Annotated in this window: 18 protein-coding genes, 2 pseudogenes and 1 other annotated feature; of the genes and pseudogenes, 2 read left to right on the forward strand and 18 right to left on the reverse strand. The window is 41.0% G+C overall.

Annotation, left to right across the window (positions count from 1 at the left end; translation table 11 throughout):
* Window positions 1–130 precede the first annotated feature (130 nt).
* Complete coding sequence (gene rpoC / locus AC973_RS08850; protein ID WP_048729708.1) at window positions 131–3787, reverse strand: DNA-directed RNA polymerase subunit beta'; 3657 nt, start codon at window positions 3785–3787, stop codon at window positions 131–133.
* Between the two features lie 152 nt (window positions 3788–3939).
* Window positions 3940–7401: pseudogene (gene rpoB, locus AC973_RS08855) on the reverse strand (DNA-directed RNA polymerase subunit beta); the annotation flags it as partial.
* Between the two features lie 446 nt (window positions 7402–7847).
* On the opposite strand from rpoB, the gene AC973_RS08860 reads away from it, so the two are divergent.
* Window positions 7848–9212 carry an FAD-dependent oxidoreductase gene (locus AC973_RS08860; protein WP_048729713.1) on the forward strand — a complete coding sequence of 455 codons (1365 nt, stop codon included), beginning with the start codon at window positions 7848–7850 and terminating at the stop codon, window positions 9210–9212.
* A gap of 244 nt (window positions 9213–9456) precedes the next feature.
* Here AC973_RS08860 and AC973_RS08865 read toward each other — a convergent pair whose 3' ends face one another.
* From AC973_RS08865 to rplK, 16 genes and pseudogenes are all read right to left on the reverse strand, one after another.
* Window positions 9457–10326: a glycine betaine ABC transporter substrate-binding protein gene (locus tag AC973_RS08865; RefSeq protein ID WP_048729715.1), complete on the reverse strand. Its 870-nt coding sequence runs from the start codon at window positions 10324–10326 to the stop codon at window positions 9457–9459.
* A gap of 163 nt (window positions 10327–10489) precedes the next feature.
* A pseudogene (locus AC973_RS10070) lies at window positions 10490–12275 on the reverse strand (ABC transporter permease/substrate binding protein).
* Complete coding sequence (locus tag AC973_RS08880; RefSeq protein WP_048729720.1) at window positions 12268–13512, reverse strand: quaternary amine ABC transporter ATP-binding protein; 1245 nt, start codon at window positions 13510–13512, stop codon at window positions 12268–12270. Before AC973_RS08880 ends, AC973_RS10070 begins: the two are co-directional and overlap by 8 nt.
* 289 nt (window positions 13513–13801) lie before the next feature.
* A complete protein-coding gene (locus AC973_RS08885) occupies window positions 13802–14419 on the reverse strand; it encodes a class I SAM-dependent methyltransferase (RefSeq protein WP_048729722.1) in 618 nt (205 codons plus the stop codon).
* A 207-nt stretch (window positions 14420–14626) separates the two neighbouring features.
* A complete protein-coding gene (locus AC973_RS08890; RefSeq protein ID WP_048729724.1) occupies window positions 14627–15484 on the reverse strand; it encodes a metal ABC transporter permease in 858 nt (285 codons plus the stop codon).
* Complete coding sequence (locus tag AC973_RS08895) at window positions 15484–16398, reverse strand: metal ABC transporter permease (RefSeq protein WP_048729726.1); 915 nt, start codon at window positions 16396–16398, stop codon at window positions 15484–15486. Before AC973_RS08895 ends, AC973_RS08890 begins: the two co-directional genes overlap by 1 nt.
* Window positions 16382–17119, reverse strand: a complete 738-nt coding sequence (locus AC973_RS08900) for a metal ABC transporter ATP-binding protein (RefSeq protein ID WP_048729729.1) — start codon at window positions 17117–17119, stop codon at window positions 16382–16384. The genes AC973_RS08895 and AC973_RS08900 overlap by 17 nt, the downstream gene beginning before the upstream one ends.
* Window positions 17120–17172: 53 nt before the next feature.
* The gene (locus tag AC973_RS08905; protein ID WP_048729732.1) at window positions 17173–18108 is read right to left on the reverse strand and encodes a metal ABC transporter solute-binding protein, Zn/Mn family; all 936 of its coding nucleotides are present in this window, start codon (window positions 18106–18108) and stop codon (window positions 17173–17175) included.
* A 257-nt stretch (window positions 18109–18365) separates the two neighbouring features.
* Entirely contained in the window at window positions 18366–19199 is an 834-nt protein-coding gene (locus tag AC973_RS08910) for a transporter substrate-binding domain-containing protein (protein WP_082148286.1), read from the reverse strand.
* 11 nt (window positions 19200–19210) lie between these two features.
* Window positions 19211–19882, reverse strand: a complete 672-nt coding sequence (locus AC973_RS08915) for an amino acid ABC transporter permease (RefSeq protein ID WP_048729737.1) — start codon at window positions 19880–19882, stop codon at window positions 19211–19213.
* An 85-nt stretch (window positions 19883–19967) separates the two neighbouring features.
* Window positions 19968–20810 carry an amidohydrolase family protein gene (locus AC973_RS08920; protein ID WP_048729739.1) on the reverse strand — a complete coding sequence of 281 codons (843 nt, stop codon included), beginning with the start codon at window positions 20808–20810 and terminating at the stop codon, window positions 19968–19970.
* Between the two features lie 73 nt (window positions 20811–20883).
* Entirely contained in the window at window positions 20884–21069 is a 186-nt protein-coding gene (locus tag AC973_RS08925; protein ID WP_048729740.1) for a hypothetical protein, read from the reverse strand.
* A gap of 468 nt (window positions 21070–21537) precedes the next feature.
* Window positions 21538–21906 (reverse strand): 50S ribosomal protein L7/L12, encoded by a 369-nt coding sequence (gene rplL, locus AC973_RS08930; protein ID WP_016897304.1) that lies wholly within the window; start codon window positions 21904–21906, stop codon window positions 21538–21540.
* A 56-nt stretch (window positions 21907–21962) separates the two neighbouring features.
* The gene (gene rplJ / locus AC973_RS08935; protein WP_048729742.1) at window positions 21963–22466 is read right to left on the reverse strand and encodes a 50S ribosomal protein L10; all 504 of its coding nucleotides are present in this window, start codon (window positions 22464–22466) and stop codon (window positions 21963–21965) included.
* Window positions 22467–22499: 33 nt separating this feature from the next.
* Window positions 22500–22637 (reverse strand) — a sequence feature (ribosomal protein L10 leader region).
* 54 nt (window positions 22638–22691) lie between these two features.
* A complete protein-coding gene (gene rplA, locus AC973_RS08940) occupies window positions 22692–23381 on the reverse strand; it encodes a 50S ribosomal protein L1 (protein ID WP_016897302.1) in 690 nt (229 codons plus the stop codon).
* 99 nt (window positions 23382–23480) lie between these two features.
* Window positions 23481–23906 (reverse strand): 50S ribosomal protein L11, encoded by a 426-nt coding sequence (rplK, locus tag AC973_RS08945; protein ID WP_029315747.1) that lies wholly within the window; start codon window positions 23904–23906, stop codon window positions 23481–23483.
* Window positions 23907–24180: 274 nt separating this feature from the next.
* Here rplK and phoU point away from each other — a divergent pair, with 274 nt between their 5' ends.
* Window positions 24181–24852: a phosphate signaling complex protein PhoU gene (phoU, locus tag AC973_RS08950; protein ID WP_225968979.1), complete on the forward strand. Its 672-nt coding sequence runs from the start codon at window positions 24181–24183 to the stop codon at window positions 24850–24852.
* Window positions 24853–25028 lie beyond the last annotated feature (176 nt).

Genomic DNA, 25028 nt, shown 5'->3' on the forward strand with positions numbered 1-25028 from the left:
AAAAAACGTATTCGTGTGCTTTAAAATTATTTACCAACACTATTTGTAAAAGAACCAAAATCCCTAGACCAATTTGGCCTAGGGATTTTTTCTCGTCTGAATATTCATTTGTGGCTTCTACAATGGTGAATTAGTTTTCTTGAATACTTGAGTAGTCAATTTGGCTAATTTCAGCATCTTCATCTACTTCTTCGCCGTAGATTAGTTGTTGTGTGTCACCGATTTTTTTCGGTTCCATTTCACGGTAACGAGCCATACCTGTACCTGCAGGGATGATCTTACCGATAATAACGTTCTCCTTCAATCCAAGTAAGTGGTCTTCTTTACCACGGATAGCCGCGTCAGTTAAGACTTTAGTTGTTTCTTGGAATGAGGCTGCAGATAGGAAACTGTTAGTTTCTAAGGCAGCTTTAGTGATACCTAATAATACTGGGCGCGCTGTTGCAGGTAGTTCACCTGAACGGATTGCTTGCGTATTGGCATCTGTAAAGTCTGCAGTATCCATTAATTTACCTGGTAACAAGTCTGTTGAACCTGGGTCAAGGACACGTACTTTACGTAGCATTTGACGAACCATAACCTCCACGTGTTTATCATTGATGTCTACCCCTTGAGAGCGGTATACACGTTGAACTTCATCTAACATGTATGTTTCAACAGTTAGTGTGTTTGTTACACGTAGTAAGTCTTTAGGATCGATTGAACCTTCTGTTAATTGTTGTCCGCGGTGAACAGTATCGCCTTCAGCAACGTTCATACGCGCTGTGTAAGGTACTTTATACTCACGAGAGTCTGTCATACCTTTAACAAATACTGTCTTCGTACGGCTTGCTTCGTCTTCTTCGATTGCTTCGATTTCTCCAGCAACTTCAGTAATCACGGCACGACCTTTTGGATGACGTGCTTCAACAATCTCTTGGATACGAGGAAGACCTTGAGTGATGTCATCACCGGCAACCCCACCAGTATGGAATGTACGCATTGTTAACTGTGTACCTGGCTCACCGATAGATTGTGCAGCAATTGTACCAACTGCTTCCCCTACTTCTACCTCTTGGTTAGTAGATAGGTCGCGTCCGTAACAATGTTTACATACACCGTGACGAGTGTTACATGTGAAGGCTGAACGAATCGTTACTTGCTCAATACCAGCTTCAACGATGCGACGAGCAGTTTGTTCGTCGATTAATTCGTTGTGGTGCGCAATGATTTCGCCAGTTTCTGGATGACGTACTTCTTTTTGTAAATAACGGCCAGTCAAACGTTCTTCAAGTGTTTCAATCACTTCGTTACCATTCTTGATTGCTTCAATCGCTAAACCACGGTCAGTGCCACAGTCTGCTTCACGAATGATGACATCTTGGGCAACGTCAACAAGACGACGAGTCAAGTAACCTGAATCGGCTGTCTTAAGGGCCGTATCGGTCATACCTTTACGGGCACCGTGGGTCGAGATAAACATTTCTTGTACGGTCAAACCTTCACGGAAGTTAGACAAGATAGGTAACTCGATGATCTTACCGTTAGGTCCGGCCATCAAACCACGCATACCAGCAAGTTGGGTAAAGTTAGAAATGTTACCACGGGCACCTGAATCGGACATGATGAAGAATGGGTTATCTTGATCAAGTGAGTTCATTAGGGCGATTTGGATTTCATCTTTTACTTTGTTCCAAGTATCGATAACTTGGTCATAACGTTCGTCGTCTGTAATCAAACCACGACGGTATTGTTTTGTAATCTTGTCAACACGGTCATGTCCTTTTTGAATAGACGCCGCTTTTGATTCTAGGTTTGTAATATCTGCCACACCTACGGTAATACCTGAACGTGTAGAGTATTTGAAACCTAAGTCTTTCATTTTATCCAAGATAATTGAAGTTTCAGTAATCTTAGATACTTTAAATACTTGTGCGATGATACGCGCTAAGTATTTTTTCTTGAATGGTGAAACCATATCTTGACGACTGATGAACTCTTTTACGTCTGTACCTGGTTCCATGATGAACTTGTCAGATAGAGATGATTCTAAGTTTTCAGTTGTTGGTTCGTTGATGTACGGGAACTCTTCAGGCATTACCTCGTTAAAGAATAATTTACCGATAGTTGTCACCATCAATTTGCCTTTTTGGTTTTCAGTCCAAGGTTTTTTAGGTAGTGCATCTGTTGGGAATGCAACTCGTGTATGTAATTGCACGTAACCGTTAGTGTAGGCGATATGCGCTTCATTAATAGAAGACATTAACATACCTTCACCCATTACTTCAGGTTCTTCCATTGTTAGGTAGTAGTTACCTAAGACCATATCTTGAGACGGTGTAACAACTGGTTGACCATCTTTAGGGTTCAAGATATGCGTAGCAGCTAGCATTAATAAACGTGCCTCTGCTTGCGCTTCTTCACCTAATGGTAAATGGACGGCCATTTGGTCACCATCAAAGTCGGCATTGTAGGCTTCACACACAAGGGGGTGAAGACGGATTGCTTTACCTTCAACCAATACCGGTTCAAAGGCTTGGATACCTAAACGGTGTAAGGTAGGTGCGCGGTTCAATAGAACTGGATGTTCACGAATAATTTCGCCTAAAACGTCCCAAACATCTTCATCGTGATGTTCGATTTTACGTTTTGCATGTTTCACGTTGATTGCCATATCGCGGGCAACTAATTCACGCATTAAGAATGGTTTGAATAATTCAAGGGCCATTTCTTTTGGTAAACCAGCTTGGTACATCTTCAATGAAGGACCAACAACGATTACTGAACGACCAGAGTAGTCAACACGTTTTCCAAGTAAGTTTTGACGGAAACGTCCTTGCTTCCCTTTAAGCATGTGTGACAATGATTTCAATGGACGGTTACCTGGACCAGTAACTGGACGACCACGACGACCGTTATCGAATAAAGCATCAACCGCTTCTTGTAACATACGTTTTTCATTTTGCACGATAATATTTGGTGCATTTAAGTCTAATAGACGTTTCAAACGGTTGTTACGGTTGATTACACGACGGTACAAGTCGTTCAAGTCAGACGTAGCGAAACGGCCACCATCTAATTGAACCATTGGGCGTAATTCTGGTGGGATAACTGGAATAACATCCATTACCATCCACGCAGGATCGTTACCTGATTTACGGAAGGCATCTAAAACGTCTAAACGACGAATTGCACGAGTACGTTTTTGACCTTTAGCTGTTTTCAATTCTTCTTTTAATTCAACAACTTCGCTATCAATTTGAACTTGTGATAACAAGGTCTTGATGGCGTCAGCACCCATTGCTGCTTTAAAACCTTCGCCGTACTCGCGTTTGTTATCGCGGTACTCTTTTTCAGATAACAATTGTTTGTAATCTAATGGCGTATCACCAGCATCTGTTACAACGTAAGATGCGAAGTAGATAACTTCTTCAAGCGAACGTGGGCTCATGTCTAACATCAAGCCCATACGAGATGGGATACCTTTGAAGTACCAAATATGTGTTACAGGTGTCGCTAATTCAATGTGACCCATGCGTTCACGACGTACTTTAGAACGTGTAACTTCAACGCCACAACGGTCACAGACAACACCAGCATAGCGAATGCCCTTGTATTTACCACAAGAACATTCCCAGTCTTTAGAAGGTCCAAAGATTCTTTCATCGAATAGACCTTCTTTTTCTGATTTAAGTGTACGGTAGTTGATGGTTTCGGGTTTCTTAACCTCACCGTAAGACCAAGATCTGATCTTGTCTGGTGAAGCTAACCCGATACGCATGCTTTCAAATCTATTTACATCTACCAAGGGGCCAACCTCCCTTATCTAATTTGCCCAAATTATTCGTTTACTTTTTTTTGTGCAGTGATTTCACTTGCTTGTGATTCAACAGTTGCATCTGCATCAACTGCATTTTCTTTGTTTTCTTGATCTTTTTTAGGGAAGCCCGGTGTTACTTCATCCATGTCACGTAAATCTACTGCTTTCTTGTCAGAGTCTAATACTTCAATGTCTAGACCTAACGATTGCAACTCTTTAACTAATACACGGAATGATTCAGGTACACCTGGTTTTGGAATTGGTTCACCTTTTACAATAGCTTCGTATGTTTGTACACGTCCTACAACGTCATCTGACTTGTAAGTCAAGATTTCTTGTAATGTGTATGCCGCACCGTATGCTTCTAGTGCCCAAACCTCCATCTCACCGAAACGTTGTCCACCAAATTGTGCTTTACCACCCAAAGGTTGTTGTGTAACAAGTGAGTAAGGACCTGTTGAACGCGCATGTAATTTGTCGTCGACCATGTGAGACAGTTTCAAGTAGTACATTACCCCTACAGAAACGCGGTTGTCGAATGGTTCACCTGTACGACCATCGTAAAGAACAGTTTTAGCGTCGCTTGCCATACCTGCTTCTTTGATTGTTTCCCATACGTCTTCTTCGTTGGCACCGTCAAATACTGGTGTTGCAATGTGGATGCCCATTTCGCGTGCAGCCATACCTAAATGCATCTCTAATACTTGTCCGATGTTCATACGAGAAGGTACCCCTAGAGGGTTCAACATGATATCAACTGGTGTTCCGTCAGGCATGTAAGGCATGTCTTCTTGAGGTAAGATACGAGACACAACCCCTTTGTTACCATGACGTCCGGCCATTTTATCCCCAACTTGGATCTTACGTTTTTGGATAATGTAAACACGGACTAACATAGAAACACCTGGTGATAATTCGTCGCCGTTTTCACGGTAGAATACTTTCACGTCGTTAACGATACCGCCACCACCATGTGGTACGCGTAATGATGTATCCCGAACTTCACGTGCTTTTTCACCGAAGATAGCGTGTAATAAGTGCTCTTCTGCTGATAATTCAGTTACACCTTTAGGCGTTACTTTACCAACTAAGATGTCACCATCTTTAACTTCAGCACCGATACGGATAATTCCGCGTTCGTCAAGGTTACGTAATGAATCTTCACCAACGTTAGGAATTTCACGTGTGATTTCTTCAGGTCCTAATTTAGTGTCACGCGCTTCAGATTCTAATTCATCAATATGAATAGAAGTGTAGACATCGTCTTTCACTAAGCGTTCAGACATGATAACCGCATCCTCGTAGTTATAGCCGTCCCAAGTCATGAAGGCGATTAATGGGTTTTGACCTAAAGCCATTTCCCCTTTTTCCATTGAAGGTCCGTTAGCTAGGATTTCGCCAGCTGTAACAGATTCGCCAATAGTCACGTTAGGTGTTTGGTTGTAAGATGCTGAGGCATTTGAACGGTGGTATTTGATTAATGGGTACTTATCTAAAGCACCATCTTCACGGCGTACACGGATTTCACGTGCATCAACGTATTCAACAACACCATCAAATTGGGCAACGACTGCTGCACCGGAGTCAGCTGCAGCTTTATGTTCCATACCAGTACCAACTAGTGGTGCATGTGGTTGTAACAATGGCACAGCTTGACGTTGCATGTTGGCACCCATCAAGGCACGGTTAGAGTCATCGTTTTCCAAGAAAGGAATTGAAGCTGTTGCAACAGACACTACCTGTTTAGGTGAAACGTCCATGTAGTCTAGACGTTCAGGTTTCACTTCGATATTTTCTTCAACGTAACGAGCCATAACAACTTCTTCTGCGAATGAACCGTCTTCGTTCAAGATAGAGTTACCTTGGGCGATAACGAAATTATCTTCTTCGTCAGCTGTTAAGTAGTCGATACGGTCTGTTACTTTATGTGTGTTCCAGTCAACACGACGGTATGGTGTTTCAATGAAACCAAATTCATTAATTTTCGCATATGACGCCAAGTTGTTGATCAACCCGATGTTTGGTCCCTCAGGTGTTTCGATTGGACACATACGACCATAGTGAGAGTAGTGAACGTCACGAACTTCGTATCCGGCACGATCACGAGTCAAACCACCAGGTCCTAAGGCAGATAGACGACGTTTGTGCGTCAACTCACCTAATGGGTTGGTTTGGTCCATGAATTGAGACAATTGAGAAGAACCGAAGAACTCTTTAATTGACGCAACGACTGGACGAATGTTGATTAATTGTTGTGGCGTTACTTTTTCAATGTCTTGGATAGACATACGTTCACGTACAACACGTTCCATACGAGATAAACCGATACGGAATTGGTTTTGTAATAATTCACCAACTGAACGGATACGACGATTACCTAAATGGTCGATGTCGTCTGTTTTACCAATACCTTCATATAAACCTAAGAAGTAGTTTAATGAAGCTAACACGTCAGCAATTGTTAAGGCACGAGCTTCTTTACCTGGGCCCGCGTTACCAATAACGTTGATTACACGGTCAGCATCTTTAGGTGCTTGAATTTTAACGATTTGTAAATCAACAGGTTCTGTTAGAACAGCATCGTCATTTGGATACAATGTTGTCACGTTTAAACCATTGTCAAAATATGGCTCTAATTTGTCCATAACTTCACGGTTTAATTCAGTACCTTTATCCGCTAAGATTTCACCAGTTTCTGGGTCAACCAAAGTTTCAGCCAAGATTTGGTTGAATAAGCGGTTTTTGATATCTAATTTTTTGTTTACTTTGTAACGACCAACAGCTGCTAAGTCATAGCGACGTGGGTCAAAGAAACGAGCAGTTAATAAGTTACGAGATGAGTCTGCAGTCTTTGGTTCGCCCGGACGTAGACGTTCGTAAATTTCTTTTAAGGCTTCTTCTGTACGAGAATCAGATAAGTCTTTGTGGACATCTTTTTCTAAAGTTAATTCTAATGTTTCGCTTTCTCCGAATATTTCACGAATTTGGTCATCAGAAGAGAAACCTAATGCACGCATCAACACTGACATCGGCACTTTACGTGTACGGTCAATACGTACGTAAGAGATGTTTTTCGCATCTGTTTCCATTTCTAACCATGCACCACGGTTAGGGATTACAGTGGTACCAAATGATTGGCGACCATTTTTATCTAATTTGTCGTGGAAGTAGACACCTGGAGAACGCACTAATTGAGAAACGATTACACGTTCCGCACCGTTGATGATAAACGTACCACCGTCAGTCATTAGTGGGAAATCACCGAAGAATACTTCTTGATCCTTGATTTCACCAGTTTCTTTATTCATTAAGCGCAATTTAACATAAATTGGCGCTGAGTAGTTTGTGTCATGTGCACGCGCTTCTGCTAAGTTGTATTTAGCTTCTTTAAATGAATAATCAACAAATTCTAAGGCTAATTTACCAGCATGATCTTCAATAGGAGAAATGTCCTCAAACATTTCTTTCATCCCTTGATCCAAGAACCATTTGTATGAGTCCGTTTGGATTTCAATCAAGTTTGGCAATTCTAGCACTTCATTAATACGTGAGTAACTGCGGCGCACGCGATGTTTACCGAAATTGACATTATGCCCAGTCATTAAAAGCCACCTCTCCGAAATTTAAACTGTTAGAATTTAATGAGAATTTGCTAAGAAATTGCCCATTAAGGCCTTTTTACCCTAAAAAAGGGCAAAAAAATAACAAAAGATTATTTGACTTTCCTGTCATTACCTTTTGTTTTCGCCTAGAAACGCGTCCGGACAATATTTCGGAACGTTCCAATCCAATTAATAATATACAGATTTTATTATACACCTTTCCCATAAATTGTCAATCATTTATGCTAGTTAAATGTTAGCTATCCTACTCGATGAAAATGGAGCCGAAATATATGTTATTTGTATACTTTTGTACATAATTGTTCCTAAAAGTAAGAAAAATTGTCAAATATGCAAATTTTCGATTTTTTTCACAATTAGTTGTATAATGTATGATGTAAGCAGACGATGCTTACGACAAACATTGACCTTTGGAGGTAATACGAATGAAATACGTTATAGTAGGAACTTCACATGCTGGTTTTGAAGCTGTGCAAACTCTATTAAAAAAAGACTCAGATGCAGAAATCGTTGTATTTGAAGCTGGATCAACCGCTTCTTTCTTATCATGTGGTATTCAGTCCTATCTAGAAGACATTGCAAAATCTTTAGATGAATTACACTATGCAAATGAAGCATCATACAAAGAACAAGGTGTTGACATCCGCATGAACACAAGTGTGATTGCCATCAACCCAGACACAAAAGAAATTACAACACGCACTACTGACGGTGTGGAAGCTACAGAAAGTTACGACAAACTATTGCTTTCTCCAGGTGGCGTACCAGGAACTATCCCTAATGTAGATGACCAACACGAAAACATCTTCTACTTACGTGGTAGAAACTGGGCAGATAAAGTGAAAAATCGTATGTCTTCAGCTAAAAAAGCTGTAGTTGTTGGTGCTGGTTACATCGGTATCGAAGCAGCAATTGCTTACGCACAAGCTGGCATCGACGTAACAGTTGTCGACTTTGTTGATTCAATCTTACCAACTTACCTTGACAGTGAATTCACTAGTCTTCTAACAAAACATATGGAAGAAAAAGGTATGAAGATTAAAACTGGCGAAGGTGTGAAAGAATTTAAAGTCAACGAAAACAACGAAGTAACTGCAGTTGTCACTGACAAAGGCACTTACGAAGCAGATACAGTTATTATCAGTGTTGGGGTTCGTCCAAACACACAATGGTTGAAAGACACTTTAACCCTTGATGGTCGTGGCTTTGTTGAAGTCAACGAACACATGGAAACTTCAGTTAAAGATGTTTACGCTGCCGGAGACGCAACTGCTATTCCTTTTGCACCTACAAACGACAAAGCTTACATTGCTTTAGCAACTAACGCTCGTCGCCAAGGTGTCATCATGGCTCGTCACGCAAGTGGTGATGCAGACGCTAAAATTGGTCGCGTAAACGGTACATCAGGTCTTGCTGTATTTGACTACAAATTCGCTACTACTGGTATCAAGGATGCTAACGCAAACTCTTACCAAGGAAATGTGAAATCTGTTTACAAAGAAGACTTAATCCGTCCTTCATTTATGCATGACGAAGAAAAAGTTTTAATGAAGCTTCATTACGATGCAGATAACGGTCGTATATTAGGTGCTCAATTAATGTCAACTTATGACATTCTTCAAGCTATTAATGCTGTATCTGTTGCGATTGAAGCTGAATGGACTGTAGACCAATTAGCGCAAGCTGATTTCTTCTTCCAACCAGAATTCAGCCGTCCTTGGAACTTCTTAAATGTCTTAGCGCAAGAAGCTCAAGGTCAACCATACGGCGCAGATACAATGATTTTCTAATCCAAACGAAAACCACTTTTTCGCCACAGATATATAACATCCTTTATAGCAAATAAAAGACAGGCGGTAGACTCTCATTTAATCTACTCGCCTGTCTTTTTCTTCTATTATGTAGCTCACGATATCCGGTTCCAAAGGTCAAACTCTTCCAATACTTCCCAAAATACGCCAATTACTTAGCAGTACTTGTTCGGCTTTTGCTCCAGCGCGTCGAGTCTTAGCGACTTTTGTCACACCTCTAATTTTACTCTAACCAACCATCCACTGTTTCACGATTGGCTTCAATCCAATTATCTGCTGCTTCTTCTGGTTCTACATCTGTCGTTAATTCTTCCATAACAGAAGACATATCTTCAACTTCCCAGTAGAAGTTATCAATAATCTTATAGGCTTCTGGGTTATCTTCCTTTAGCCCTTCTCTTGCATATGAATGAATTTCCTCGTAACCACCAAAGACATTTTCTGGATCGTCAAGCATCTTAAGATCATAATCCATGAACATCCAATGTGGCTTCCAACCAATCACAACTATATCCTCTTCATCATTGATAGCTTGTTCTAATTCAGCAATCATTGCACCTGTTGAACTCACAGAAACCTCCCAATCTGATAGATTGTCATACTCCTTGACAGCATTTTGGGCACTGTTGGTAACACCTGCCCCTGGTTCAATTCCTGTAATAGTCGAATCATTTTCATCCGTGAGGTCGGTAATCGAATTGATATCTTCCATATACGCTGGAACAGTTAATGCTGAAATAGCGCCTTCTAGGTTAGCCCCTAAATCAACCATCGAGTCACCATATTTCTCTGCATAGGCCTGGTGCGTTGTAGGCACCCAACCGCCGACCATAGCATCCGACTGCCCTTCTGCAACCGAACTAAACATGATGGCCGGGTCTACTGTTGTAATTTGTACGTTGAATCCTGCTTCTTTTAGCACCTGTGCCAGGACATTTGTTGAAGCTATTTCAGACTCCCAATTCACAGTTGCTAGAGTCACTGTTTGGCCACCAGAATCAGAACCTACAGTCGTTTTATACGAATCTTCACTAGCAAAGGTAAATAATAACCCAACAATAATTGCTACGACTAAACTGATTTTCTTAAACATTTTTACACTCCTGAAAATAATCTTCCTTAGTTACAAATGTTCGACTACTTACTTTTTATAAAAAAAACAGGAGGGGCTATTAGTGCCTCACTCCTGTTATAAGCTCGTTGAGACGTTACTGTTCATTAATTATCACGAACAGCATTGTCAAGCTTTTATTCAATTATTCTTCAACAGCCAACCATTGATTGACTGTTTCTTGATTTTCTTCAATCCATGCCTGTGCTGCAGTTTGAGGATCAGCACCGTCATTGATTTCCGCCATTACAGATTCCATATCCTCAACTTCCCAGAAGAAGTTGTCTAAGATTTGATAAGCTTCTGGCATGTCATCTTGTAATCCTAGGCGAACCATTGTATTGATTGTTTCACCGTCTCCGAAGATACCTTCAGTATCTTCTAGATATTTCAAGTCATACTCTTGGAACATCCAGTGTGGTGACCAACCAGTAATAACGATTTCTTCTTCATTCGCAATAGATGTCCCTAGTTCAGTCGTCATGGCACCTGAAGATGATGTTTGAACTGTCCAATCACTTAGGTTGCTGTATGTATCTACTGCATTTTCTGCAGCCGCTACAACACCAGCACCAGGTTCAATACCTGTAATTGTTTGGTTCGCTTGGTCACTTAAGTCCTCGATTGAGTTCACATCTTCCATATAAGTTGGTACGGTTAAACCTGTAATCGCGCCCTCTAAGTTAGGACCCAAGTCTTCCATCTGATCACCATATTGTTCGTATTGCGGTGCATGTGTGTTAGGTAACCAAGCACCAACCATCGCATCCGCTTCAGCTGACGCAACTGATGACCACATAATAGCATTATCTAGTGGCGTAGTTTCTACTGTATAGCCAGCTTGACGTAAAACTTCTGCGATAACATTTGTAGAAGCAATTTCAGTATCCCATGTTACGTAAGATAGATTGATGTTCCCTTTACTTCCACTGCTTCCAACAGAAAGAAGGTTAAAAGCATTTGAACTGTAGGCACCCGCACTTCCGAAAGTAAGAATTAGTCCCAAGACTGCAATGACTGCAATCCAGATTCCTTTAAGTTTTTTCTTCAAAATAAATTCTCCCTTCGTTGACTTAGCTATTTTTATCAGCTGTGAAACGGTTTGTTAAGCGGTCAATCAAGATTGCTAAGATAACAATCGCTAGACCTGACACAAACCCTGAACCTACTGAGGCACGTTGTAGAGCTGTTAGTACTTGGCGACCTAGACCTGGTGCACCAATCATTGAAGCTGTAACAACCATAGACAAGGCAAGCATAACTGTTTGGTTTACACCAGCCATAATTGTCGATTTAGCTAAAGGTAATTCTACTTTGAATAGTTTTTGTTTACCAGTTGAACCAAAGGCGTCTGCTGCTTCTACTAATTCAGTAGAAATTTGTTTGATACCTAACTCAGTAAATCGTACTGTTGGTGGTAATGCAAAAATAACTGATGCAAATGTTCCTGGTACGATACCAATACCGAAGAAAGCAACGGCTGGAATCAAGTATACAAAGGCAGGCATTGTTTGCATGAAGTCCAAGATAGGTTTTAGGATATTGTGAACAGTTTTATTTTTTGCGGACCAAATACCTAGAGGAACACCAATAATAACCGAAACAAGACTTGATACAAGTACCAATGTTACTGTGTTCATTAATTCTGACCATAAACCTTGGTTTAAGATATAGCCTAAACCGACTAAAGCAAAGGCAGATAATGACAGTTGCTTCTTATTCACAAAGTAAGCAATCACGGCCACGATTAGTATAAAGGCAAATGGGGGGATTAATAATAGTAAGTTCGTAATACCGTTCATAAAGGCTGAACCGCCATTTTGAATGGCACCAAAAAGTCCTGATAGAGTTACGGTTAACCAGTTTGTTGCTGCTTCAACCCAATCCGCCACTGGCAATTTTGGGATTGGATACATAGCTAAATTAAACATTCAATTCTTCCTCCTCTTCAACTTCATTATCACTATTGTCATTTGCTAGACTATTGATAACCATCTTAGAGCTTACCATTCCTAATAAGTGGTTTTCCTCATCTACTACTGAAATTGGCATAAATGCATTACCCATCACATCATAAATATCATTAATAGATGTTTCTGGATGAACTGTTGGGTGATCTGTACGAATAATAGATTCGACAGATAAGTATTGTTTATTTTGATTGCCTTTAATTATTTTGACAACATCAGTGTCACGAACGTAACCTAATAATTCACGTTTGTTATTTGTCACCATTAGGAAGCTGTAGTTTTCTTCTTCCATACGGTGTAGGGCCATTCTGGCACCATGCTTCTCAACATTTAATAAGAAGTTTGGACGTTCCATAGCATGTTCTGCAGTAAGGACTTTAGAACGGTCAACACTTTCAACAAACCGTTCAACGTAATCGTTAGCTGGATTCGTTAAGATTTCTTCACCAGTACCTACTTGAACGACTTCTCCGTCTTTCATTAAGGCGATACGGTCACCGATTCTTAAAGCTTCATCCAAGTCATGGGTAATGAAGACGATTGTTTTGTTTACACGTTCTTGTAAGTCAACTAACTCATCTTGCATGTCACGACGGATTAATGGGTCAAGCGCTGAGAAGGCTTCATCCATTAATAGGATTTCTGGGTCATTTGCTAAGGCCCGTGCTAAACCAACACGCTGTTGCATACCACCAGATAATTGGTTTGGATATTGGTCTTTAAAAGTTAATAGACCAGAGTTTTCTAGTGCTTTTTCAGCAGCTTTTTGACGTTCTTCTTTGCTGACACCTTGAATCTCCAAACCGAATTCTGTATTTTCAAGAATTGTTCTGTGTGGGAATAAGGCGAAGCTTTGGAATACCATACTCACTTTTTTACGTCTGATTTCACGTAATTCTTCTTTATTAGCACCTGTCACGTCATCACCTAAAATTGTGATGTTACCCGCTGTTGGTTCGATTAAACGGTTGATCATACGTAACATAGTTGATTTACCTGAACCAGATAATCCCATGATTACGAATGTTTCACCTTGCTTGATATCTAAACTGGCGTTGTCGACCCCGATTGTGGCACCTGTTTGTTGAACGATTTCTTCTTTAGACTTTCCTTCATTTAATAGTTTTTTCGCTTTCTCAGTTTGAGCGCGCGATCCATAAATTTTGGTTAAATTCTCAATTTTTACTGCTGTAGTCATCATAATCCTCCTTTATTTTGACACTTTGTTACAAAAAGCAACGTAACTCACCATATTACCGTAACATGCTCACCGAAAATTTTCAAAAAAAAACCCTTAAAAAGGTTGATTTGACGCGTTTTCATAAATCGAACATTTTTATGTTAACTTTCTACACCCCCTTTAGACTAAAAATGAAAGGGCTTAATTTTACAAACTTACAAAAGTACAAGCATTGTTCTATTTGAAAACTTTCCTACCCAAATAAAAAAGCATTACATCCAAAGGATGCAATGCCCACCATGATGGTCTATTCGCTTTCTTTTACACTTTTTAAAATCCAATAGCCTTTACGGCGTTCGATTTCTTCAGCGTTACCAAAAACTTCTTCTAATTTCTTCATCGCTGAAGGTGCCCCTTGTTTCTTTTGTAGGACCACGTAAATTTCACCACCTGGTTTTAGATAGTGAATAGCTTCACTCATAAAATGATGCACCATTTCCTTACCCGCGCGAACTGGTGGATTCGTCAGAATGACACCGAAATCTCTTTTGTCAATGGCTTCATAGGCATTTGAAACGCTAAAAGTGACGTTGTCGACATGGTTAGCTGCTGCGTTGTCCTTAGCCAGACCAATCGCCCGCTCAGAGATATCTACCCCATAAATGGCACGGTCAGGCAGCATAGTCCCCATAATGACACCAACAGGCCCGTAACCAGCGCCTAAATCAAGCAGGTCTCCCGGTGCAAGTTGGTCAAGGTCCAAGGCTTCAAGCATGACCCGGGTCCCAAAATCTAAATTATCCCTAGAAAAGACGCCTGAGTCGGTCTTGAAGGTGAATGGCCGGTCAAAAATCACGGTCTTGTATTGTTTAAAGTCGTGTCCAAGATCTTCATTGTTTTCGAAGTACTGATGACTCTCTTTCATGAACACCCTCCGTTCTATATCGTTACTATTTTCATTATTTTTGTAAATGCACATTATCATCTCTTCCATTTTATAGTTTGTGTGGACTAGGCGCAAGTAGGTAAAATCTGCTTGATACTTTTGTCAAAAAGAAAAAGCGCCCCACTCAGACCTTGTAGCCTGAATAAGACGCTGACTTACATACGTTCACTTTCCTTAAATCAAAATCTAGGCTTCCTTAGCCCGCTTGAACCGCTTGCCAATTAAACCATTTGGTGCAAACAAGAGTGTCAATAAGAAGGTTACAAAACCTGCGAAGGCGATGGTTCCTGAAATGGACACGTTAAAGTAGATGGCTACATAGTACCCAAGGACACTGTTGATTACCCCGTACAATAAGGCTACTAACAACATGATGGATAACCGTTTTGACAGTAAATGGGCACTCAAGGCTGGCGCTACCATTAGGGAGATCACTAGGATCGCGCCGACGGTATCAAAGGCAACAACGGTGGTGATGGATACAAGTGTCATCAAGACCAGATTCAAGAACCCAACCGCTACACCGATTGATTTCGCGTAAACGGGATCAAAAATGCTGACTTTGAGTTGTTGGTAGGTCACTGCGACAAAGGCCAGATTAATCACCAACATGACAAACATTCGGCCGAAGGAAATCGGCACCTGGATACCAAAGATTTCCATAGTATTTAAGGTCGCAAAGACCACTTCACCGCTCAAGACCACATCCACATCTAAGTGAACATTTCGCGCGTATTTTGAAATCAGGATGATGGCAAGAGCAAAAAGCAAGGTAAAGACCAAGCCAGTGGCCGCATCACTTTGAATGGCAAATTTGTTGACCACGTATTCAATGGCATAGACAGTCATCACACCAAATAGGGCTGCCCCCACAAATAGGATCGGTGAATCTAGGTCGCCGGCAATAAAGTAACCAAGGACAATCCCTAGTAAAACTGTATGCGACAAGGCGTCAGCCACCATGGCCATGTTCTTCAAAACTAAAAATACCCCGAGCAAGGCGCAGGAAACGGCCGTAATCATTACAACTGATAAAGCCCCCATTATGCCACCTCCTCTGTCTCAAACGTGTCATCTTGATGGGTCGCTAAGTACCGTTTCTTCCGTAAATAAGCGACCACATAACCTCTTGGCCCAAAAATAATGGACAATAGCGAGACGATCGACATGACCACGATAATGGTTGGTCCGGTCGGCAAGTTTGAGATAGTTGATGACAAGTAGGTGCCGATACCAGCTGAGATCCCGCCCGATACAGCAGCCACCAGCAAGACGACTGGGAATCGTTTTGACCATTGTAGGCCGGTAATCGCTGGCGTAATCAACATGTTGGAGATAAGGATGGCGCCGACTGCCTTTAGCCCGACAACGATCATGACGATAGCCATCAGGAGAATGACCCAGTTCAAGACGTTGGCCTGGATTCCGACTGCTTTCGCGTAATTCGGGTCGAAGACAAAAATCTTGATTTGTTGGTAGCAAGCAATGAATATCGTTAAGGCGATCACTGAAGCGATGATGATTAACCAGACATCTGATTTCAGCAAAAAGGCTGCCTGCCCGAAAATATAGTGTTGGAGGCCTGCTTGTGATGCGTCACCAAACTGTGGATTGCCTTGGATATATGACTTCAAGGCCATCCCCAATCCAAAGAAAGAAGACAAGACTAAAGCCAAGGCCGAATTAAGGCTGACCAAGGAATGCTTATGGATCAACTCGATAAAGTAGAAGGCCACCATACCCGCGACCAAAGCACCCAGGGTTAAAATCAGGGTATTCTTTGATTGGAAAAGCATAAAGGCGATAACGATACCCGCAAAGGTGGCGTGACCAATCGCGTCTCCAATCAGACTTTGTCCTCTAAGCACTGTGACTGTCCCGACGACACCTGATGCCATAGCTAGGACGACTGTCCCAAGCAAGACGATTTGAAAAGAGAAATCAGTTAATATGGCCATAGATTTCACCAATCCTTTGATCATATGCCGTCGCGATATTGGCTTCATTGAAGGTTTCTGCAACTGGACCTTGGCCAATGACTGTCTTATTCAATAAGATGACATGGTCAAAGTACTCACGGACTGTGGCCAAATCGTGGTGAACGATAATAATGGTCTTTCCGTCGCGTTGAAATTGGTTAATAATCTCTGCGAAAAGTTTCTCCGTCTTAATATCGATTCCCTTCATTGGTTCATCCAAGAAGTAAATGTCCGCATCCTGGCAGATGGCCCGAGCTAAGAAAACCCGTTGCCGTTGCCCACCAGAAAGCTGAGCGATTTGCCGCTCAGCGTAGTCAGTCATATTGACACTTGCTAAGGCATCAAGCGCCCGGCCCTTGTCCGCTTGGCTGATCTTTTTGAAAAAGCCTTGATGTACATACCGTCCCATTAAAACAACATCTAAAACCGTTGTTGGGAAGTCCCAATTCACCGAAGATGATTGGGGTACATAAGCGATTTTCTTGTAATAGTCCTTGTATGCCTTACCGTAGAAGGTCACATCACCTTTCAAGGGCTTCAAAAAATCAAGCATACAATTCAACAAAGTCGACTTGCCGGCACCATTCGGCCCGATAATCGCCGTCTTCGAATTTACCTTAATGCCAATATTTATATCCTCTAATACGAGTTGGTCGTCATAAGACATGGCCAAGTCTTCCACTTTAATTATTGCTGGCATCTTGTCTATCATCCTCTCATTACATCATCAAAATTTATCTTACTAAACCTTATCTATTTAAGATTTGACACAATTAGGTTCACATTGTGTTTAAACATATTTATATAGGTATCGCCCTCTTGTCCTTCACTCGCAAGTGAATCTGAGAACAATTCCTGCCCTTCACCAGAAACAACTGTCACTTCGCCACCATCAGCATTTACAGCCTCTTGGATACGTTGCATACGCGCTGGGTCAGTTGTTGATTCCGCAAAGATTGCTGGCACTTCGTTTTCTACAATAAAGCTTGCAATAGTTGAAATATCTGCGTTAGAAGCTTCAGCTTGTGTTGAAATCCCTTGTGGTGCCACTACTTCAATCCCGTAACGTTGTGAGAAGTAGTTGAAGGCATCATGTGGTGTAATCAAGTAACGTTGACCTTCAGGAATTGAGTCGATTGCTGCTTGCGCCCAGGTATCCAATTCAGTCAACTCTTCCTTGTAAGCTGTCGCCGTATCGTTAATCGACTCGTCACCAGTTAAAGTCACCAATTCAGCTGCTACTGTAGCCACCGCTTTTTGGTAAAGGGTGATATCAAACCAGAAATGCGGGTCTACTTCGCTTTCCCCGTCTTGGTCAACCATCGTTAAATCTTCGTCAGTGAAATCTTTCGTCACCGCCACACCTGTCACTTCCAAGGCTTCCACCATTTGCGCCTCTAAGTGTAACCCGTGATATAAAACCAAGTCTGCCCCTTGGATTTTCTTTAAGTCTCTAGGACGTGCTAAGTAGCCATGAGGGTCCTCGCCCGCTGGAATAATCGTTTCAACCGTTACTTGGTCCCCCGCCAATTGTTCTACCATATCCCGTAGAAAAGAAGTGGATACTGTCACAACCGGTTTTTTATCCGCAGCATCGCCACCGTCACTAGCTGACTCCCCGTCGCTCGCGCATGCACCCAAGGCTAGGGCCACAACTATTACACTCAATAATTTCCAAATCTTCTTCATTTGAATACTTCACTCCTATTTTCTATATTTAAGGGGTAACCACGAGGTGCAACCTTAGCTTTTATTAATTATATTTTTAGTTTAACCTAAAAACATATAAGAGTCTAGTCTAATTCACTAGGATTTTTTGAAAAATAACGCCCCCCTGCCAAGCTAGTCCCTCTAGACAATCAGGCAAACTTATTCAAGCAGTCAAAAAGACCACATCCTAAAACCGGATGTGGTCTTGTAAATTCAAATTATTTTTTTATCATATATTATTCAACATCTGCAGATGCTTCTGGCGACGTCGTCACGTCCATACCGTACCACTTCTCTGAAATCTCGGCTAAAGTCCCGTCCGCGCGTAACTCTTCGATGGCTTGGTTCCAATCCGCAATCAACTCTTCATTTTCCGCTGTCTTAACGAAAGGAAAGGCCACTTCATTGACCCCGAATACCTCATCTAAAATGACGATATTGGCATCGCGGTCCTTGTTTAAAGCACTCAAAGTTTCGTAACCAAAGACAACGGCGTCCGTTTTGCCTTGGTAGGCATTATTAAAGGCCACATTGATGTCTTCCAAGGGTTCAATCATGATTTCATTATCAGTATCCATATCTTCGACAACCTTGCCGTAGTTTGTCCCAACTATGGAATTGACTGTCTTGCCCTTCAGATCATCAAAAGTCTCAATATCGGTATTCCCTTCTGCAACACCAATACCAACACCAGAATAAAGAACGGTATCAGTAAAATCATACATCTCTTTCCGCTCAGGTGTCACAGCAAAGTTGGCTGCCGAATCAATCCGCCCAGCTTGTAGTGACGCCAAAATACCTGACCACTCGCCAAGCTCCCAATCGATCTCATAGCCCACCTTTTTGCCTATCGCATTGGCAAAATCAACGTAGGACCCCTTCACCTCAGCCCCTTCCATATAGAGCATGGGGTAAGAAGTCGGCGTACCACCGATGGTAATAACACGGTCGCCAGATGCTTCTTCATCGCTTTGATTCGTCGAGGCCTGCATATACACCCCATAAAAAACAAGCCCCAAGAGTATCAGGGCCGCCACTATAGCCTTTATCGGCTTTAATTTTAATTTCATTCTCTCACCCACTATCTAATATACGGTTTATTGATATAGTCTTCGTACCACTCTTGAATCCAAGTATAGAGAATTGTTAGCCCCCAATAAATCAAAGCAATGGCGAAGTATACTTCAAAGAAGCGAAGAGATGCAGCTGCTAAGATTTTTCCTTGAGCCACAATTTCCACTACCCCAATGGTGAAGGCCAGCGAGGCGTTTTTCATCAGCGAAACGAAGGTGTTCCCCGTACCCGGTAAGGCGTTTCGTAGGGCCTGAGGCAGAATAATCCCCTTTAATGTCTGGCGGTAATTCAAACCAACAGACATGGCGGCTTCCACCTGACCAGCATCTACAGATGCCAAGGCAGCCCTGAATACTTCCGCTAAATAAGCAGCGGTATTCAATGATAAGGCCAGAATCGACGCCTGCGTTGCTGTCATGCTAGTTAAAGCCGGTATAATTTGTGGCAATCCAAAATAAGCTAGTAATAACTGCACAATGGCCGGTGTTCCTCTAAAAAAGGAAGACAAGACTTGCACCAGCTGTGATAAGACCGGCACCTTATTAAATAGTATAATGGCGAAAAGCCCACCGATAATGATCGCAACCACCATCGAAAGCACCGTGATATACAAGGTGGTTGGTATATAAACTAATAGGTTTGGTATAACCTCTAACATGTACTGAAAATCGAAATCCATAAATATCCCTTCTATTACATCCTTTTATTTTAAATGCAAGCTTGAAGCCCTTTTAGATCATCCTGTCAAAACAGCTACCATTAGTTTATTCACTTATCCCCAACAGTTTAGCGGCATTGGCAAAGAAGACCTTGCCTGCAATGTCAGAATCTGCCAGGTGTTTCTGATAAAAACCTAAAGCATAATCATAATCCACATTTGGATAACATGATCCAAAAATCACCTGGTCTTCAAGCCCTGAATTAGCCGCTTCAAAATAAGCCTTAGCATTTGGGAAACCACTATAGAAATCTGGGACCAAGAATATATTTGGAAAATGAATCGCTACCGCGATCATCTCATCCACAAAAGGCCAAGCCGCATGCGACACAATCAATTTTAAATCTGGATACTTCTTGGCAATAGGAATTAAACGTTTAGGGTGAATATATTCGTAGTCGGGTTTATCACTCAGCAAACTAATCAATAAACTCATGGTAATACAGAAAGGTAAATCATATGCCAAACAAGCTTCAAAAATAGGGTCTAACGTCGGATCATCAATATTGGTTAGCGGTAAAATTTTCGCTGGATTCACAGTGACCCCACTGAAAGCACCTGTGGCACCATACCGGTGAATGGTTTCAACCGCTTCATTTATCGTCATATTTTCCAAACCAATAAAACCACGAAAACGTTCAGCTTCTGGCGACTGCAAGAATTGATACAATTCTTCATTGCTTGACCCAGCTTCATTATCCCGACCAAGAATCACACTATAGCGCACATCACGGTCGTCCATTTCCTGGATAACATCCTCAAAAGTAACCGCTTTTGTTGGTTGTTCATTCTTCAGATAGGGGAAAAGCTCTATAACGCTGGTCTTCCCAGCATTAAATAAAGGTTCCCAACTTGGAATAGGGGCTTTCATCTTAAAATCAATAATCATATATATCCTCCAATTTTCATTTCAACTAACAAGCGGTTAAACCGCCATCAATCACATTTTCAGACCCTGTCATTTAAGAAGACTCATCAGAAGCAAGTAATAAGACTAAATTAGACACCTTCTCCTTGGCCGCAATCACACACTCATAGGCGTCAAACGGAAAGTCATCAATACTATCAGAATGATTGATACCAGCATTATTAACTAAAATATTAACCGGTTCAAAAACGGCTTCTACCTGATCATCTCCCCCGGCCAAGACGCTGCATCAGCAATGTCCCGTTGAATAAATAGGACATTATCCGAGCCTCCTAGGATATGATAAAAAAGTTTATTTGACATAACCCACGCATTAAATGACCTCATTAGGCCATTACACTTCGCTTTAGGCTACCAATATCAACCTTTCCGGTCAATTCACTTGCTCACTGCATACACTAGCCAATTAGCCTATTTACACAAGTCTTTGGGATAAAATCCCATTAAATAAACGATTCTTGTAGGCTATATCTATTCAGCCTAACACTATTGATACAAAAGAAATTTTACCGGTCAAAATAAAAAGCAAGCTTTGTACCTGAAAATTCCCTAAACAAAAGCCTGAAAACAGAAAAAGACCACACCCGAAAATTAAAAACGGATGTGGTCTAATAAAAATGATAAAAAAAAAGAAGCTCGGATAATTCCGAACTCCCCTCATATACATAATAAGATAATCTGTTAAAGATTATTTTACTTCTGCAGTACCGCCAGCTTCTTCGATAGCAGCTTTTAAAGCTTCTGCTTCTTCAGCAGGTAATGCTTCTTTAACGATCGCTGGAGCGCCGTCTACTAATGCTTTAGCTTCTTTCAAGCCTAAACCAGTAGCTTCACGTACAGCTTTGATTACTTTAATTTTAGCTGAACCAGCAGAAGTTAATTCTACGTCAAATTCAGTTTTTTCTTCAGCAGCTTCACCAGCACCTGCACCAGCAGCAGCTACAGGAGCAGCAGCAGATACGCCGAATTCTTCTTCGATTGCTGATACTAAGTCAGCTAATTCTAAAATTGTTGATTCTTTTAAATCAGCAATGATTTGTTCAATGTTTAAAGCCATTATAAAATTCCTCCGTTTTTAAATAGTTTGTTTTGTATGATTAAATTGGTAATAAATTACGCTGCGTCTTCGCCTTTTGCATCTGCAACAGCTTTGACAGCGTATGCCACGTTGCGGACAGGAGCTTGCAATACTGATAATAGCATTGAAAGTAGACCTTCGCGGTTTGGCAATTTCGCAATTTGTTGAATTTCTTCTTTAGAAAGCACTTCACCTTCTAAGATACCACCTTTAAGTTCTAACGCTTCTGCTTTTTTAGCAAAATCAGAAAGAATCTTAGCTGGGGCAACTGCGTCTTCCATACCAAACGCTACAGCTGTAGGGCCTTGGAAAACTTCTTCATGGTATTCTAAGTCTTGAGAATCTAAAGCACGACGCATGATTGTGTTTTTGATAACTTTAAACTCAACGCCCGCTTCACGTAATTGTTTACGTAATTCAGTCACTTCTGCTACTGTTAATCCTAAGTAGTCAACCACAACTAAAGAATTTGCAGCGTTCATTTTCTCAACGACTTCATTTACTTCTTGTTGTTTTTTAGCAATTGCTTGTTCACTCACTTATATTTCACCTCCACTGATTTTATTAGAGTTTTTTTAAATAAAAAAACTCTATGTCACTGAAGACATAGAGGATAAAGTTCACCATCTAGTAGTGAACAACGTATCTCCCTCGGTTGGCAAAATTAAGGCAAAGCCGCCAACTGTCTTCGGTAAGCTATATAAATAACCTCACTTATACTAACAGAATAGTATAAGTGGGTCAAGTATTATTTTAAATAGATCTTAGATTGATGAAACATCAACTTGGATACCAGGACCCATAGTAGATGTAATTGCTAAGTTTTTGATGTATGTACCTTTAGAAGATGCAGGTTTCACACGTAATACCATTTCTTGAACAGCTTTTACATTTTCAGCTAATGCATCTGCAGTAAATGATACTTTACCAACAGGTAAGTGTAAGTTACCAGCGCTATCAGCACGGTAAGCAACTTGACCAGCTTTGATGTCTTGAACTGCTTTAGTAACATCTTGTGTTACAGTACCAGTTTTAGGGTTTGGCATTAAGCCTTTAGGACCTAATACACGACCTAAACGACCAATTTGACCCATCATGTCTGGAGTCGCAACGATCACGTCGAAGTCGAACCAGCCACCTTGGATTTTTTGGATGAACTCGTCATCACCAACGTAGTCAGCACCAGCGTCTTTAGCTTCTTGCGCTTTTTCACCTTTAGCAAAAACCAATACAGTTTGGTCTTTACCAGTACCGTTAGGTAATACCATAGCACCACGGATTTGTTGGTCATTTTTCTTAGTGTCGATACCTAAACGGTATGCAACTTCAACTGATCCATCAAATTTAGCGTAGTCTACTTCTTTTAACAATTCAATTGCTTCAGATAAAGCATATTTTTTATTTTTTTCGATTTTTTCGAAAACAGCTTTTTGGTTTTTAGTTTGTTTAGCCATTATATATATTCCTCCTATGTGGTTTTAGCGGATAATCCTCCCACTCACAAATCGTAATTGATTTGTGGCGTACGGGTTTCATGTATTACAGTATGACAATTAGCCTTCTACTACAAAGCCCATTGAACGTGCAGTACCTTCAACCATACGCATAGCAGCTTCTACATCTGCAGCGTTCAAGTCTTCCATTTTTGTTTCTGCAATTTCACGAACTTGGTCGCGAGTTACGGTAGCGACTTTATTTTTGTTAGGTTCGCCAGAACCTTTAGCAACGCCAGCAGCTTTTTTCAATAATACTGCAGCTGGTGGTGTTTTAGTAATGAATGTAAATGAACGATCTTCGAATACAGTAATCACTACAGGGATAATCATACCCATTTGATCTTGTGTACGCGCGTTGAATTCTTTAGTGAATCCCATGATGTTCACACCAGCTTGACCTAATGCAGGACCTACTGGAGGAGCTGGACTTGCTTTACCAGCTTCAATTTGTAATTTTACGATTTGTTGTACTTTTTTAGCCACGAAACATTCCTCCTTGTTTTTCGCGTTGTGGTTTAATGGAGTTGAGATTCCTCCTCCCACTACATGTGTCTACACACAATAACCTATTTAACCATACATCTTTAGTTATTGCAAGAGTTTTTTAAAAAATATGCTATACTTTATAAGTAAATGATGCAAACGATTTGTAAAGGGTTACATTACCTATTTAACAATACTTACTAGATGACAAGACCGACAAAATATGGTAAACTGTATCCTTGATAAGGGAAAAGTACATTGCAAAGGAGTGATAATGATGGAACGTCCAGTAAGAAAATTTTACGATGACCAACTAAAGACTTTGGAGGGTATGCACGCAAAACTTGGATTTGGTACAGCGGCTATGTTAGAACGATCTTTCCAAGCATTAAAAACCAATGACCACAATGGCGCACAAATTGTCATTGAAAGCGATGCTGAGATTAACAAGCTAGAAAAAGAAATCGAATATTATGTAATGCGTATAATCGCTCGTCAACAACCAATCGGTACTGACCTTCGTATGATTCTGTCAGTATTTGCTTCAAGTTCTGACCTAGAGCGCGTAGCCGACCACGCAGTATCCGTAGCGAAAGGTATTTTACGTGTTGAAAACTTAGCACCATTTGATCCAGTTATGGATGATGTTTTTGCCGTAGGTGAGTTAGCGAAAAACATGCTCGGACAAGCAATCGATGCCTTTAGCCAACATAACGTTGAACGCGCTAAAGAAATCGCTGCTATGGATGACGAAGTAGACAGTGCTTTTAGAGAACTTGTCGATCAAATTTTAGTGATTATGAAGAATCAACCGGAAACTGTCCAAACTGGTTCAGCGATTAATGCCATTTTACATGATATCGAACGTATCGGTGATTATGCAACAAACCTATGCGAACGCGTTATTTATACAGAAGATGCAGATATTGTTAAATTAAATGATTAGTAATATATTTAATAGATTAAAAAATCAGTTGCCCATAAAAGCAACTGATTTTTTTGTGCATCTTCTGTTTGCCATTCGCCTCTTCTACCAATAAACCTGTTATAATGAGCTTAACAATAGAAGCATTTGATGTTGCGGATTAAACATTTAACCACTTACATTAACTGAATTAAGTA

This window comes from Carnobacterium sp. 1290_CSPC, from assembly GCF_001053265.1.
Classification (GTDB): Bacteria; Bacillota; Bacilli; order Lactobacillales; family Aerococcaceae; genus Aerococcus; species Aerococcus urinaeequi.